The organism is Primorskyibacter sedentarius (assembly GCF_004342065.1).
GTDB classification, from domain to species: Bacteria; Pseudomonadota; Alphaproteobacteria; order Rhodobacterales; family Rhodobacteraceae; genus Primorskyibacter; species Primorskyibacter sedentarius.
In genome coordinates this window covers 77,980-91,704 of record NZ_SLZU01000008.1, presented here as the reverse complement: position 1 = coordinate 91,704, position 13,725 = coordinate 77,980, and the positions used below count along the sequence as shown (strand labels likewise).

Sequence of the window (13,725 nt, the reverse complement as noted above, 5' to 3'; positions counted from 1 at the left end):
GCCATTACCGGGGCGATTCTGTCAATAAGTAAATTAACTTTATTAATTAATGTTGCCGCGCTATATTCCAGATGGGGGAGGAGACGGCTATGCTTGGCGCTATGGATGGTGAGAAGTTCAGAAACCTAAGCGGTGGCGTGAACCAGAGAGGGGTTCGCGACCATAACGAACGTCTGATCCTGTCCATCCTGCAACATCAGGGCGGGATGCCCGGCCGCGACCTTGCGCTGCGCACGGGTCTGTCCGCGCCGACCGTGTCCACCATCCTGCGGGAGCTGGAGAACGAAGGCGTCCTGATCCGGGGCGAGCCCACGCGCGGGAAGGTTGGAAAACCCTCTATCCCCATGCATCTGAACCCCGATGGGGTGCTTGCAGTGGGGTTGAAGATCGGGCGCCGCAGTGCCGATCTGCTGTTGCTGGATTTCACCGGGGCGGTGCGCGAGCAGGTCAAGATCGCCTATGATTACCCGCTGCCCGAGACCGTGTTCACCTTTCTCAGCGACGGGTTGCGCAGGCTGAAGCAGGGGTTGCCGGAAAAGGCGCGCAGCCGGCTGTGCGGGATCGGCATCGCCGTGCCGTTCGAGCTGTGGAAATGGGATGACGTGATGGGCGCCCCGACAGAGCTGGTGCGGTCCTGGAAAGACGTTGATTTCGTGGCCGAAGTGGCCCGGTTCAGCGATCTTGCCGTCTTTGTCGTGAATGATGCCACCGCCGCCTGCCGGGCCGAGCATATGTATGGGCGCGGCGGAGAGTTCCGCGATTTCGCCTATTTCTACATCGGGTCGTTCATCGGCGGCGGGATCGTGATGAACAATTCGGTGGTCGAAGGCAATCAGGGCAATGCGGGGGCGCTGGGGTCCATGCGGACCACGGGGCCGATGGGGGAAAGCCGGCAGCTGATCGACGTGGCCTCGCTGCACCTGCTGGAGGCGCGGCTGGTGCAGGCCGGACTGGACGCGCAGGTGCTGTGGCAGCAGCCTGCCGACTGGACAGGCATTGCCCGCTACGTCGACCCGTGGATCGGCGAGACGGCGCAGGAACTGGCCAAGGCGGCGCTGTCAATCTGCTCTGTCGTGGATTTCGAGGCGATCGTGATCGACGGGGCCTTTCCGGCGGCGGTCCGGGAAGAGCTGGTCGAACGGGTGCGGCGTTACCTTGTCAATCAGGACGCGCGGGGGCTGATCATGCCGCAGATCGAAACCGGCAGTATCGGCGGCAATGCCCGCGCCATCGGGGCCGCCAGCACGCCGATCTTCTCGCAGTTTTTCCTGAACATGAATTCGGGCCTGTCGGCGCTGTAGCGGCTAATGGGCCGTTGCCAGCGCCAGCCCGTCCGCCACGGCGGTGAACACTTCGGAAAACGAATGCCGCGCCTCGGGGAATGCCTGTCTCATCGTGTCCGCGACCATCGCCATCAGGCTGGAGCCGCCGACATAGATCACACGGTCCACCTGTGCCGGGGCAATCCCGGCCATCTGCAACGTCTCGTCCGCGCCCTGGCGCAGCTGCCGTGAATGCGGCGCCATCAGGCTGGCGACGAGTTCAGCGGAGAGCGGCGCGGTGAGGGCGCGCTCTACCACGTCCAGCGCGATGACGGGATCGGGATTGCCGCTGTTGATCGCGATCTTGCCGCGTTCGACGGCAAAGGCCAGCTCGTGGCCCAGCTCGTCCTCCAGCACCGAAACGAGGCGGTCCAGCTTTGCGGGTTCGCAGGCGAGCCGGGCCATTTCCTCGGCCATGCGGCGGTTCTGCATCGAGTAGAGGAAGGGGATCTTCTCCCATGTTGCAAGGTCGTTGAAAATGGCGTTTGGCACGGGGGACAACCCCGGACCGATCACCTTGCGCAGCTCTGTGCCCTTGCCAAGAAGGGGCATCACCCGGTCGATGCTGATCGCGCGGTCGAAATCCGTGCCGCCGATGCGCACGCCGTGATTGGCCAGAATGCTGACCCCGTCCGCGCCGGAACGGAAAAGCGAAAAATCCGACGTCCCGCCGCCGATATCGACGATCAGGCCGATCTCTCCGGTCTGTTCCATCGCGCCGCTGGCAATGGCTGCGGCCTCGGGTTCGGGCATGAAGGAGACCTCTTTGAAGCCTGCGGCCAGATAACAGGCGCGCAGGTCATCCTCTGCCTGTGCCTCGCGCGGGTCGCCCGTGCCGTGGAATACCACCGGCCGGCCCGAGATCGCGCGGTCGAAGGTCAGCCCGGCATCCGCCTCTGCCCGCGCCTTGATGTGGGACAGGAAGCGCGCGATGATTTCAACGAAGGTGACGCGCTGGTTCAGGATCTGGCGTTTTTCATGCATCAGGCTGGTGCCCAGCACGCGTTTCAGCGCGCGCATGAACCGCCCGTTGGCCCCATTCAGCAGCGCCGTGTTCGCAGGCTCGCCAATCAGGGTTTCGCGGGTGTCGAATTCAAAAAAGAAGGTCGTGGGCAGAGTGGTCTGGCCGGGCGACATCTCGATCAGGTGGACCTTGCCGTCGCGCAGATGGCCTGCGGCAGAGTTCGACGTGCCGAAATCCACCCCCAATGCATGTGTGGTCGGTGCCATGCCCGATCCCTTCCTTGTCCAAAGCGAAAGGCGCGTGAATATGGGCGCACGGCGCAGAGGTCAACCGGACGATTACAGCATGGCGGGCGCGCGTTTCCAGTGGCCCTGGAACAGGCGTTTGTGGAACATCGGGAATTTGAAGAACTCTTCGAGCACGAAGAGCGCAAAGACCCAGGTGACCGACAGGTCGAGATATTCGATGAAGAGCAGCGTCAGCGGCACTTTGAACAGCCATTGCCCCGCGATGAAGATGTTCATCACGTAAAGCGTGTCGCCCGCCGCGCGCAGGGTCTGGCCGCAGATCGCGTTGGACCCTTTCGGGAAGGGCAGGATCAGCAGCACCGGCAGGAAGCTGAACAGCGCCATGCGGGTTTCAAGTTGCAGGTCGTCATAGATCCAGCCAGAGGCGAGCGCGAAGCCGAGATAGGTCAGCGATACAAGCCCCGCCGCGATGAGGGCGGCGCGCCATGCCCGGCGCAGGAAGGTTTCCAGCTCTGCCTCTGCCGCGCCCGCGCCCAGAAGCTGGGCCATGATGATGCCCGTGGCCTGTGCCAGCGACATGCCGAAGACGCCCAGCACCTGCACCCATGGCGAGACGATGGTGAGTGCGGCGAAGTCGTTCACGCTCATCCGGGCGTAAAGCAGCATGCAGACCTGCGTGCCGATGGTCATGCTGATGAAGGTCGCGGCGATGGGCCAGGAAAAGACGAAATGCCGCCACAGAGAGGTGGCGAAGGTGCCGCGCGCCCAGCCTTTGACCGTGCGGTAGGCGCCGGTTTCCCTGTGAAAGAGCACAAGCAGGAAGCCCACGCGCAGGACCGAGGCCACGACCGTGCCATAGGCGGCGCCGACGACGCCCAGCTGAGGCAGGCCGAACTGGCCGTGGATCAGCCCCATGCTGACGACCACGTTGACGGGCAGCGCGATCAGGTAGCTTTGGAACGACAGTTTGGTTTTGCCGCAGCCGTTGAAATGGCTGGTCAGGCATTGTCCGATCGCCTCGGCCAGGACGACGAAGAGGAAGACATCGAGATAGGCCTGCGCCTGCTGCGAGATCCACTCCGTCTGGGCGAAGCTGGCGATGACCTGTCCGGAAAAGGCGATGGCCAGCACAAGGCCAAGCCCGGTTGCCGCGAGGTTGATCGTCAGCCCGCAATAGAACCCCGTTTTCAGCGGCACCGGCCCGGCAGAGCCGAAAGCCTGCGCGATGCGGATCTGGGTGGCGTTGGAAAAGGCAAAGAGGATGCCCAGCAAAAGGCCGGAGATGGCGCCCGCCAGACCCATCGCGGCCAGCGCTTTTTCCCCTAGAGGCGAGACAAGGTAGGCGTCGATCACGATGATGCCGTGCAGCATGATCGCCTTGAGTGCCAGCGGCCAGGCCATGGCAAGGATGTCTTTCGTCGATGGTGTCACCGCAACGGCTCTTTCAATGTCGCGCGAACGGCCCTGATCGCCTCAAGCGGAAAACCGTGATGTGCGCCTTGGCACAGACCGCGAGTCGCAGCAGGCCGCCGCGTCAATTTAAGTGAATGCTGCATTATTTCCCGAAGGGCGGGGGAGATACAAGCCGGTTGCGCGTGATTTGCCCGGCCCGTCCGGCGGCCCGCCGGGGTGTTGGCAGGGACAGGTCCGGCGCGCGCGGGTCAGGCTGTGGGGGCGTCGCGGTCATAGGCGGCGACGATTGCCTGCGCCTTGGCCAGCACCGTGTCTGCCGTGTCGCCGGGTTTGTAGACGCCCGTGCCCATGCCGAAACCTGTGGCACCGACGCCGAACCAGTCGGCAAAATTGTCGGGGCCCACCCCGCCGACGGCGTAGGTTTTGGTGCCGCGCGGCAGCACGGCCGAGATCGCGGCAAGCCCCTTGGTCCCGACAAGAAAGGCGGGGAAGAATTTCAGCCCGTCCGCCCCGTGGCGCAGCGCGGTGAAACATTCCGTCGGCGTGGCGACCCCCGGATAGGACAGCATGTCGAGATCCTTGCTGCGCGAGATGACTTCGGGGTTGCAGTCGGGCGAGACGATGATGCTGCCGCCCGCGCCGTGGACAGACACGACCTGATCGGGGGTCAGCACCGTACCCGCGCCCACAACCGCCTGACCCGACAGGCCGGAGGCGAGCCGTTCGATGGAGGTCAGAGGGTCGGGAGAGTTCAGCGGCACCTCGATCCGGTCGATCCCGGCCTCGACAAGCGCCTGCCCGATCTCCAGTGCCTCGTCGGGGCGGACTCCACGCAGAATGGCAATGATCTCGCGGCTCATGGTCAAATCTCCTGCTTGTTGCGTGCGGCCCGGATGCCGGCCAGCGAAAGGTCTGCGCCCGCCAGCTGGCGGGATGTGACGGCCAGTTCGGTCAGCGCCATGGCGTAAAGTTCGGTCAGCTTCGGCGCGCCGATCACCACAACCTCGCGGCCCAGCCAGTAGGGTTTCGTCCCGGCAAGCTCCAGCCCCAGCAAGAGGCCCGAGAGCCGCGCCCGCGTGACAGCCGCACCAGTGTCGTTCAGCAGCGCCTCGGCGCGCAGCCCGAAGAGCCATGCGCTGAGGTTTTGCGGCGAGGAGATGGCATCGCTGACCGCCTTGCGGAAACTCTCTGCGTCCCAGCCCTCGCCCGCCATGCCAAAGCGCAGAACGGAGTGGTTGGATAGGAGGGCAAAGAGCTCTCCGGTCATGCAGGTGCGAAAGCTGACAATCTCGCCCGCGCTGATATGGGTCCATTTCGTATGCGTACCGGGAAGGCAGAGGATGCCGTCAAAATCGGGCTCGGCAGCCAGAAACCCGCCGATCTGGGTTTCCTCCCCGCGCATCACGTCGGCAGGGCTGGCCTGCATCACGCCCGGCAGGATCGAGACCTGAAGCCGGGGGTCAATTGCGGGCGCGGTGGCGGCCTGTGCCAGACCCGGCGGGGGGCATGGGCAGGGGGCATAGCTCGCCTCTGCCCAGCCCTGTCGCGCGCCGGCCATGCCGCAAATGATGACAGGCACCGTCCCGGTATCGGGCAGGTAGGGCGCCACAAGCTCCAGCAAGGCAGGTTCGAACCCGGAAGGGTCAAGCGAGCCCATGCCCTTGTCCCCGCCGGGTGTCGCGATCACGTTGTCATTGCTGTCGCACACCCAGGCGCGCAGGTTGGAGGTGCCCCAATCGACGGCGATCCAGTCTGCTTTTGTCATTGATGATTTGCCTCTGCATCTGGTCTGCCGCGCGTGGTGGGACCGGCGCAGACTTGTCGGCGCGACACTAGCAAGGACTGCCCCGGCGTCAAGCCGGCCCGGCATCAGTAATTCGCATGGGGGCAGGGCGGCGGCTACGGGGGGGAGCGCACATGAAAAGGCCCGCGACATTGCGCGGGCCGGGACGTTGTGGATTGCCGTGTTTGCGTGGGCCCCTTCAGCTGGCCCATTCGCCCTTGCGGAAGACCGGCACCGTGCTGCCATCGGGCAGGATGCCGTCGATATCGGTGTCGGCGCCGCCGATCATCCAGTCGACATGGATCATGCTGGAATTGCCGCCCTTGGCGGTGACCTCATCCTCTGACAGGTCCGCGCCGTTCAGGAAACATTTCGAGTAGCACTGCCCCAGCGCGATGTGGCAGGCGGCGTTTTCGTCGAACAGCGTGTTGTAGAACAGCAGCCCGGATTGCGAAATCGGCGAGCTGTGCGGCACCAGTGCCACCTCGCCCAGACGGCGCGCGCCTTCATCCGTATCGAGAAGTTTCAGCAGCACGGCCTCGCCGCGCGATGCTTTCGCCTCGACGATGCGGCCGGCCTCGAAGCGCACTTCGATATCCTCGATCAGGCTGCCCTGATGCGCCAGCGGCTTGGTGGCGCGCACGTAGCCTTCGGTCCGGGCGGCATGCGGCGTGGTGAAGACTTCCTCTGTCGGGATGTTGGGGTTGCAGACCACGCCATTCTTGGCCTCTGACGCGCCGCCATGCCATTCATGGTCATCGGCCAGCCCGACGGTCAGGTCAGCGCCCGGCCCGGTGAAATGCAGCGCGCTGAAGCGTTGCCCGTTGAGCCATTGCGTCCGCGTGCGCAGGGCGGCGTTATGCGCGGCCCATGCGGCGACAGGATCGTCATTCGTGACGCGCGAGGCGGCGAAGATCGCGTTGGCCAGCCGTGCGACGGCCTCGTCCTCGGCCAGATCGGGGAACATGCGTTTGGCCCAGCCTGCCGAAGGGTAGCTGACAATCGACCAGTTGATGTCGAAATTGGAGATCTTGCTGAGCGCGGGTTTGTAGGCGATGGAATTGGCCTTGCCCGCACGGGCGACTTTCGCGGGGTCCACATCGGCCAGCAGCATCGGGTCGTCGGCAGAGATGGCCATGCGCGCGGCGCCGTTTTCATAGGCCGCGGCCATGCCCTGATAGAGCCAGCCCGGCGCGCGGTCAAAGCTGTCGTCGCCGGCATTGTCGAACCGTGCCAGCGTGACCCCGTCATCCGACAGGATCGGAGAGACGAGCCCCGCACCCGCGCGGTAAGCGGCCGCGGCAACCCGGCGGACCAGCGGCAGCGCACCGACCGGCGCGGTCAGGACAAGGTCCTGGCCCGGTTGCAGGTTCAGGCCGGTTCGAACGGCAACCTCTGCGAGGCGGTCAAGCAACTGCGGGTCGAAGGGGGGTGTTGTCATGCGGGTCTCCTTGGCGCTGATGCGCGTCACGTTGTGGCAGCGGGTGGGGAAGGTCAAGCGGTTGGTGCGTTCACGCGGCCTGGGTCGCGTGGCGCAGCCCGTTCAGGACCTTCGCGGCGATCTCGAAAGAGCGGATGCGCGCGGCCGGGTCATGGATCATGCCCGTCACCATGAGCTCGTCCGGGCGGTGCGTGTCGATGATCGCGGCAAGCTGGCGTTCGACCGTCTCAGGCGACCCGGTGGCAGAGACGGAAAGCGCCTGTTCGACCTGCGCCATGACGGCGGGCGGGATGTCCTGTGCCACGTCCCTGACCGGGTGGGGCAGCTTGCCCGGGCGGCCGGTGCGTAGCCGTGCGAAGGCGAGCATTTGCGAGGAGCGCAGATAGGCCGCTTCGTCATCGGTGGGGGCCGCGCAGACGCCAGCGGCGATCATCACATGCGGCCGATCAAGATGCTGTGACGGGCGGAACGTGGCGCGGTAGGTGGCCAGAGCTTCTTCCAGCATGGCCGGGGCGAAATGCGACGCAAAGGCGTAAGGCAGGCCGAGGTAGGCCGCCAGCTGCGCACCATAAAGGCTGGAGCCCAAGATCCAGACCGGCACATGCGTGCCCGCGCCGGGGATGGCCCGCACGGTGGCAGCTTCGTCCGGGTCGCCGAAATAGCCGATCAACTCCTGAACATCCTGCGGAAAGCTGTCCTCTGGCGCCATGTGACGCCGCAGGGCGCGAGCGGTGGCCATGTCGGTGCCGGGGGCGCGGCCCAAACCAAGGTCGATGCGTCCGGGATACAGCGTGGCAAGCGTGCCGAATTGCTCTGCCACGACAAGCGGCGCGTGATTGGGCAGCATGATGCCGCCCGCCCCGACCCGCATGGTTGTGGTCGCGGCGGCCACCTGCGCAATCACCAGCGAGGTCGCCGCGCTGGCAATGCCCGGCATGTTATGATGTTCGGCCAGCCAGTACCGGTGATACCCCGCGCTTTCGGCGGCGCGCGCCAGATCTTTGGTATTGGCAAGTGCGTCGGCTGCGGTGCCGCCTTCGGGAATGGGCGACAGGTCGAGTAGGGAAAAATGCTGCATGGAGAACCTCCGGTTGCAGCCTAGGTAAGAACCACAACACGCCGGGCCAAGACCCGTTGGGGTATTTTTCCCGTTCACCTGTCCTGGCGCTGGGCATTGCGTGCAGTTCTGGCGTCCAGAGCGGCTTGCCCGCGTCGGCATGGTGGCGCGAGGCTGGCCCGCCACCGCCAAACCCTTTGTTTCGATACCTCGCTGAAAACAAAATTCCACGGAAAGGCAAAAAGTCGGATTTTGGGGTTGACGGTCCTGCCCACTCTTTCTAGTTACGCCGCCTAGTGGGCCGTTAGCTCAGTTGGTAGAGCAACTGACTTTTAATCAGTGGGTCGCAGGTTCGAATCCTGCACGGCTCACCACTGATCTCAAAATTTCCTTTCCCTGTTTGGGTTTGGTGCCGTGTGCGCGCAGCCTTCGGGGTTTGCCGCGTGCCGGGGCGGATCGACATAAATCCGCCGAGGACGCCGCGCCAAGAATTGACGATCCGTGGGCAATCTTTAGGTTGTCCGTCCGACGCGCCGGGCGCCGAAGCTTCTGATAGGCAGGAAATGAAAAAGATCGTGGCATCGGTTCTGGGCTTGGTCATGGCCTTGACGGTTGCAGGCTGCACGGGTCAGCCAAAGTCGCAGCACGGCAATATCGATGCGCTGGCCGCTGAAATACGCATGCTCGGCCCGGAGATCGACCCCGAGGAGGCGTATCGCGCGGCCCATATTGCTGTCACCTATTCAAAGCAGCTTGCGCAGGAATACGAGATCACCGACTCGCCGATCATCCATAATGCCAAGGTGAATACCGGGCTGCGGGAGAGGGGCCTGTGCAATCATTTTGCCGAAGACCTTACCAAACGCATGCGGCAGGAGGGGTTCCGAACATTGTCGATCCACTGGGCGACATCGCCCCCGACACCGTTCCGGATCATCCACCACTCGGCCGTTGTCAGCGGGCGGGGGGGCACGATTTACGACGGCATCCTGCTTGACCCCTGGCGCTATGGGGGCGATCTGTTCTGGTCTAAGCCGGAGGCCGACAAGCGGTATGACTGGCGGCCGCGCATGGAAGTTCGCGAAGAATTGCTGAACGGACGCAAGGCGCGGGCGGCCAACTGATACGCGGTGCGGCTTGGCTTGGCGAATGGGTCGTGGTGAGCGCAAGATTGCCGGGGAAATGCCTTCGCCGGGCGCATTGCAGAGGGCCTGCGGCTGTGGAACGGGGCCGCTGAGCCGCATCTAGTAGAAAAATCGCGATTATTGGACATTACCGTGAAAGACGTGATGGGGCGCTTTTGGCGATCATTTTCTCGTTAAAGCGCCGCCAAGGCACCTTGTTTTCGGGAAGACATGCTGCCCGGTGCGGCTGGACATCTCCTAAGTAAGAGCGCTTCTGGCTGGTCAGATCGTATGTAAGATGTTGTTTTAAAGTGTGATTCCAAAGGCGCGAGGTTCGGAGAGCGACGCCGCCGCACAGGCCGGTCACTGACCCGGGCGAGATGTGGCCGCGGGTTACAACTCCTGGACACATGCCATGATTTTAGAGAAGACCGTGCCGTTGCAGGGCCGGTGCCTTGTCTGCGCCTGCAAGCGACGCCGCGACGGCCATCATGAGCGGGCCGACGCCCTTGGTATCATCCGAGACGCGATCCTCTGAAATGTAATACTCGGCTGTTCCGTCCCTGAACCGGCCTTCATACATGCCCAAGCCCGCGACATGGCACATCCGGATCATTTCATACCCGCCGCCGGCCTTGGGTCTGAGCGCGCTTTTGACCACCTGCGCCAGCAGCCCATCGGTTTCGCCGTGCCAGATCCCCAGTTCGCGGGCCCGCAACAGCGCATAACAAAACATCGCTGACGCAGAGGTCTCCGTCCAGTTCCCGGCCAGCTGAGGCTGATCCATGACCTGAAGCCACAGCCCATCCGGTTGGCGCCAGCGTGCGATTTCGTCAAAGAGCGCCGTCGCGCGCGGCTGAAGGGGGGCGAACTGGCGGGCGCTGGTCAGTGCGGCAATATCGACGAGGGCCAGCGCCAGCCAGCCGACCGCCCGCGCCCAATGCGCCTTGGTATGGCCGGTTTCGGGATCGCACCAGGGCTGTTTGCGGGCCTCGTCATAGGCATGCGCGTAAAGTCCGGTCTGGGGGACAAATGTCAGCTCCATTGCGGCCGATACCTGATCCAGCGCGTCTTGCACCAGAGCATCGCGACCCGTCACCAAGCCGTATTCGATCTGAAACGGCGCGCCCATATACAACCCGTCAAGCCAGACCTGCCAGGGGTATCGGCCCTTGTGCCAGTAGATGTTCGACTTTGTCCGTGGGTGGGTTTCAAGCTGCTGGTTCAGAAGGTTGGCGGCTTGCAGATAGGTCGCCTCTCCCGTCGTCTGATAGAGGAACAGCAGCGCACGGCCGGGCAGGATGTTGTCGATATTGTAGTCATCGGGATCGTATCCCAGCAGCTTCGGCCCTTCGAGGATTTGCGGGGCGATCAACCGGTGAATATGCGCCAGCCAGCGCGGCTCTGCCGTGCTTTTGAAAAGCAGTTCCAGACCACGATAGACAAGCCCGTCTTCGTAACACCACGGGCCGCCCTTGTAAGGCTGATGGTTGGTGGCAAACGTATCGAAATATTCCATCAGCATGGAACATCTGCTTCCGGCTCGGCGATCCGGGTCGCCTGCCCGTCAACCTCTGCGTTGATGGCGATCAGATCGGCGTGGCGCACGGGCTCCATCCCGTCTGCCATCAGGGGCAGACCCGGCTGCGCGGCAGGATCGAAAGAGACCGCAAAGTTCCGGATGCTGACATCGGTGATCGGGGCCTCTGGCAGGCCGAGCAAGGCGATGGCGGCCAAAGACACACGGTGGGCGGTCACGTCCCGCAGCTCGATCCCTTTGATTTCGGGCGTTGTCGCGTCCACGGGCCGGGGCGCGCGCGACTGAACCCAAGGGGCGTGACCGTCGGGATCGCAGTGGTAAAAGGCATTCGCGGCGAACGGGGTGGGGACGTCCGTCATCACGATGTCGTGACATCGCACATCGGCGATCATGCCGCCGCGTCCGCGACGGGTTTTCAATCGCAGCCCCCGATCGGTACTGTCAAAGGTGCAATGGGCGACCGTGATATCGCGGATATCGCCCGACATTTCGGATCCGAGCACGACGGCGCCGTGGCCCCGCTGCATCCGGCAATGGGTGATCGCGATGTTCCGGCTGGGGGCCAGATGGGTATTGTCGCCCGGACCGCGCTTGCCGGCCTTGATGGCAATGCAATCGTCGCCCACGGAAAAATCGACGCCGGTGATGGCCACATCGGTGCAGCTTTCGGGGTTCAACCCGTCGGTGTTGGGGCTGTCGGGCGGGTTGTCTATCCTGATGCAAGCGACGGTCACATCGCGGCACCTGTAGGGATGCACCGTCCAGGACGGGGAATTGCGGATGTTCAGGCCGCTGAGCGAGACGCCGCTGGAATGGGCGATCTGCACGGTGCGGGGCCGGCGAGCGCCCTCGCGCGTTTCCTTGGGCCAGTCCCACCAATCGCCACGGTCGCCGCCGCCATCAATGATGCCGCACCCCGTCAGGGCAAGACCGTGGCAGTCAATCGCGGTGAGAAGGGCTGCGAAACTCCGCTCTGGCAGACCTTCCCATGTGCCGATCACGCGACCGGTTTCGTCATGGGCCGGGAGTTGTGGCCAGTCGGCACGGTCGGAGATGGCGGCCAGTTCGGCGCCACTGTCCAGCAAAAGGGTCATCTCGGGCTTGAGGAAAACGGGACCGGACAGGTAGCGGCCTGCTGTGATGCGCAATGTGCCGCCGGTTGGTACTGCGGCAATGGCTTGGGCCAGCATGGCTGCGTTGTTGGGGTGTTCGGGCGAGACGCCAAAGTCGCGGGCGTCGATCAGACCGGCGCAGGGGCGTGTCAGAAACTCCACCTCTCCGATAGGCGTGCGCAAGATGTAGCGGCTGTCGGGGGTCAGGTCGTCAAGGAACAGGGCGACGATGTCAGTCGTGCCCGACATCACAAGACCGCCGCCCGCGTCTTCCAGCGTCCATGCCAATGGGGCGGCGAGCGCGAAATATGCGCCATCTGCCGGTAGCAAGATCGCAGCAGTTCGGGACGTCAGGCAAAGAACCCGAGGCGTTGACATGGTATTTTCCAGTCTTCTGATGAAGCGATATCCCGGGGCCGGGCGTCACCCGCGGCCCCGGCATTTGAGTTACTTGATGTCTTCGAGCGCTTCGTTGATCGCCAGGATCATCTCGTCAGCGGCTTCTGTCGCATCGACTTCGCCATAGGCAAAGAGCTCAAGATTGTCCTGCAATGCCGCCCGCACGGATGGGAACTCCATCATCGGGTGAATGGCCGGGCCTTCGGCATCGATCACCTTTTTCTGCGCCTCGACCTGAATGGGCTGAATGGCGTCGGCTTCTGACAGCTGTTCGCGGGCGGTGCGGGACGCCGGAACGCCGCGCGTCGTGCCCAGGGCCGAAACGCCTTCGGGTTCGTTCAACAGGCAGTTCAGTATCTGTGCCGCCGCTTCCTGCTTTTCGGAATTGGCAGAGATGGAAAACACCATCGAGGCCTTGCGGTAGATGCCCGGCGTTTTTTGGCCGTCCTGCGTCAGCAGGTCCACATAGGCAAGTTCCTGACCGTCTTCCAGCGGGTCGGAAATCTTGAAATAGGTGGAATCCCATTGATATGTCCCCGCGATCATCCCTTGCGACCATTCGGGGTTTTCATGGAGCGGGACATTGCCGTCCGCCGCGCGATCCTGCCAGCCTTCGATGACGTGGTTGTCGACCAGAGTCTTGTAAAGAGAGATCGCGTTGACCAGCTCTTCTTTCGTCCATGTCAGCTCGTTTGTGGCCGGATCGATCAGGGGTTTTCCGGTGGCCTGCGTGCCGTACAGGGTTACGATCAGCGCGGCGTCAAGGCCTGCGGCCTCGAACGGGTAATACCCTTCGCCAAGTTTTTCGCGGAACACGGGGCCGGCCGCGATAAGATCGTCCCATGTCTTGGGCAGATCCAGACCCGCCTTGGCCCATGTCGTGGTGTTGAACACGAACAAGCGCCCGGTCGTCGAAATCGGCAGGCCGTTGAGCGCGCCGTTCATGGACCCCGCAACGATCTGTGCGTCGTCCCAGTTGGACAGATCGATGATCTGGGCAAACTGGTTGAGGTCGGCAAGGCCCGTGCCATCGGCGGAATAGAATGACAGCCACGGCCAGTTCACCTGCATCAGGTCGGCCTCTGTCCCGCCTGCGATCTGGGTTGTCAGCTTTTCGAAATGGCCGGACCAGCCTGTGAATTCGGGGCTGATCGTGTGGCCATGCTTGGCGCCGCAAACTTCCAGCGCGGCCTGGGTCGCGGCGTGCCGGCTATCGCCGCCCCACCAGCTCATGCGCAGATCTTCGGCCATGGCAGTGCTTGCTATGGCGGTGGTGCAAAGTGCCAGACTTAGAGTACGAAGTTTCATTATTTCCTCCCTTT

At 63.6% G+C, this 13,725-nt stretch carries 11 protein-coding genes and 1 tRNA gene; 3 read left to right on the top strand and 9 right to left on the bottom strand.

The window, feature by feature from the left end; translation table 11 throughout:
- Positions 1 to 101: 101 nt before the first annotated feature.
- Positions 102 to 1,301, top strand: coding sequence for an ROK family transcriptional regulator (locus EDD52_RS12395; RefSeq protein WP_132245556.1), 1,200 nt, complete (start codon positions 102 to 104; stop codon positions 1,299 to 1,301).
- Positions 1,302 to 1,304: 3 nt separating this feature from the next.
- Here the strand turns inward: EDD52_RS12395 and EDD52_RS12390 are convergent, their stop codons facing one another.
- The 6 genes from EDD52_RS12390 to EDD52_RS12365 form a co-directional block, all read right to left on the bottom strand.
- Entirely contained in the window at positions 1,305 to 2,552 is a 1,248-nt protein-coding gene (locus EDD52_RS12390) for an Hsp70 family protein (protein WP_132245390.1), read from the bottom strand.
- A 72-nt stretch (positions 2,553 to 2,624) separates the two neighbouring features.
- Positions 2,625 to 3,965 carry an MATE family efflux transporter gene (locus EDD52_RS12385; protein ID WP_132245388.1) on the bottom strand — a complete coding sequence of 447 codons (1,341 nt, stop codon included), beginning with the start codon at positions 3,963 to 3,965 and terminating at the stop codon, positions 2,625 to 2,627.
- Between the two features lie 230 nt (positions 3,966 to 4,195).
- Positions 4,196 to 4,807, bottom strand: a complete 612-nt coding sequence (locus EDD52_RS12380; protein ID WP_132245386.1) for a 2-dehydro-3-deoxy-6-phosphogalactonate aldolase — start codon at positions 4,805 to 4,807, stop codon at positions 4,196 to 4,198.
- Between the two features lie 2 nt (positions 4,808 to 4,809).
- The gene (locus EDD52_RS12375) at positions 4,810 to 5,712 is read right to left on the bottom strand and encodes a 2-dehydro-3-deoxygalactonokinase (RefSeq protein ID WP_132245384.1); all 903 of its coding nucleotides are present in this window, start codon (positions 5,710 to 5,712) and stop codon (positions 4,810 to 4,812) included.
- Positions 5,713 to 5,929: 217 nt separating this feature from the next.
- A complete protein-coding gene (locus EDD52_RS12370) occupies positions 5,930 to 7,171 on the bottom strand; it encodes an aminopeptidase (protein ID WP_132245382.1) in 1,242 nt (413 codons plus the stop codon).
- A 70-nt stretch (positions 7,172 to 7,241) separates the two neighbouring features.
- On the bottom strand, positions 7,242 to 8,249 hold the full coding sequence (locus EDD52_RS12365) for an LLM class flavin-dependent oxidoreductase (protein WP_132245380.1): 1,008 nt from the start codon (positions 8,247 to 8,249) through the stop codon (positions 7,242 to 7,244).
- Between the two features lie 277 nt (positions 8,250 to 8,526).
- Here EDD52_RS12365 and EDD52_RS12360 point away from each other — a divergent pair.
- Positions 8,527 to 8,602, top strand: a tRNA-Lys gene (locus EDD52_RS12360).
- A gap of 189 nt (positions 8,603 to 8,791) precedes the next feature.
- The gene (locus EDD52_RS12355; protein WP_132245378.1) at positions 8,792 to 9,352 is read left to right on the top strand and encodes a hypothetical protein; all 561 of its coding nucleotides are present in this window, start codon (positions 8,792 to 8,794) and stop codon (positions 9,350 to 9,352) included.
- 421 nt (positions 9,353 to 9,773) lie between these two features.
- Here the strand turns inward: EDD52_RS12355 and EDD52_RS12350 are convergent, their stop codons facing one another.
- The 3 genes from EDD52_RS12350 to EDD52_RS12340 form a co-directional block, all read right to left on the bottom strand.
- Positions 9,774 to 10,877, bottom strand: coding sequence for a glycoside hydrolase family 88/105 protein (locus tag EDD52_RS12350; protein WP_132245376.1), 1,104 nt, complete (start codon positions 10,875 to 10,877; stop codon positions 9,774 to 9,776).
- Positions 10,871 to 12,382, bottom strand: coding sequence for a polygalacturonase PglA (pglA, locus tag EDD52_RS12345; protein WP_132245374.1), 1,512 nt, complete (start codon positions 12,380 to 12,382; stop codon positions 10,871 to 10,873). Before pglA ends, EDD52_RS12350 begins: the two co-directional genes overlap by 7 nt.
- Before the next feature lie 69 nt (positions 12,383 to 12,451).
- Complete coding sequence (locus tag EDD52_RS12340; protein WP_132245372.1) at positions 12,452 to 13,711, bottom strand: ABC transporter substrate-binding protein; 1,260 nt, start codon at positions 13,709 to 13,711, stop codon at positions 12,452 to 12,454.
- Positions 13,712 to 13,725: the final 14 nt, after the last annotated feature.

Excerpts from the sequence above, each read along its gene's own strand:
- EDD52_RS12395 (WP_132245556.1), top strand. The coding sequence starts at position 102 with ATGGATGGTGAGAAGTTCAGAAACCTAAGCGGTGGCGTGAACCAGAGA.
- EDD52_RS12390 (WP_132245390.1), bottom strand. The coding sequence starts at position 2,552 with ATGGCACCGACCACACATGCATTGGGGGTGGATTTCGGCACGTCGAAC.
- EDD52_RS12380 (WP_132245386.1), bottom strand. The coding sequence starts at position 4,807 with ATGAGCCGCGAGATCATTGCCATTCTGCGTGGAGTCCGCCCCGACGAG.
- EDD52_RS12375 (WP_132245384.1), bottom strand. The coding sequence starts at position 5,712 with ATGACAAAAGCAGACTGGATCGCCGTCGATTGGGGCACCTCCAACCTG.
- EDD52_RS12370 (WP_132245382.1), bottom strand. The coding sequence starts at position 7,171 with ATGACAACACCCCCCTTCGACCCGCAGTTGCTTGACCGCCTCGCAGAG.
- EDD52_RS12365 (WP_132245380.1), bottom strand. The coding sequence starts at position 8,249 with ATGCAGCATTTTTCCCTACTCGACCTGTCGCCCATTCCCGAAGGCGGC.
- EDD52_RS12355 (WP_132245378.1), top strand. The coding sequence starts at position 8,792 with ATGAAAAAGATCGTGGCATCGGTTCTGGGCTTGGTCATGGCCTTGACG.
- EDD52_RS12350 (WP_132245376.1), bottom strand. The coding sequence starts at position 10,877 with ATGCTGATGGAATATTTCGATACGTTTGCCACCAACCATCAGCCTTAC.
- pglA (WP_132245374.1), bottom strand. The coding sequence starts at position 12,382 with ATGTCAACGCCTCGGGTTCTTTGCCTGACGTCCCGAACTGCTGCGATC.
- EDD52_RS12340 (WP_132245372.1), bottom strand. The coding sequence starts at position 13,711 with ATGAAACTTCGTACTCTAAGTCTGGCACTTTGCACCACCGCCATAGCA.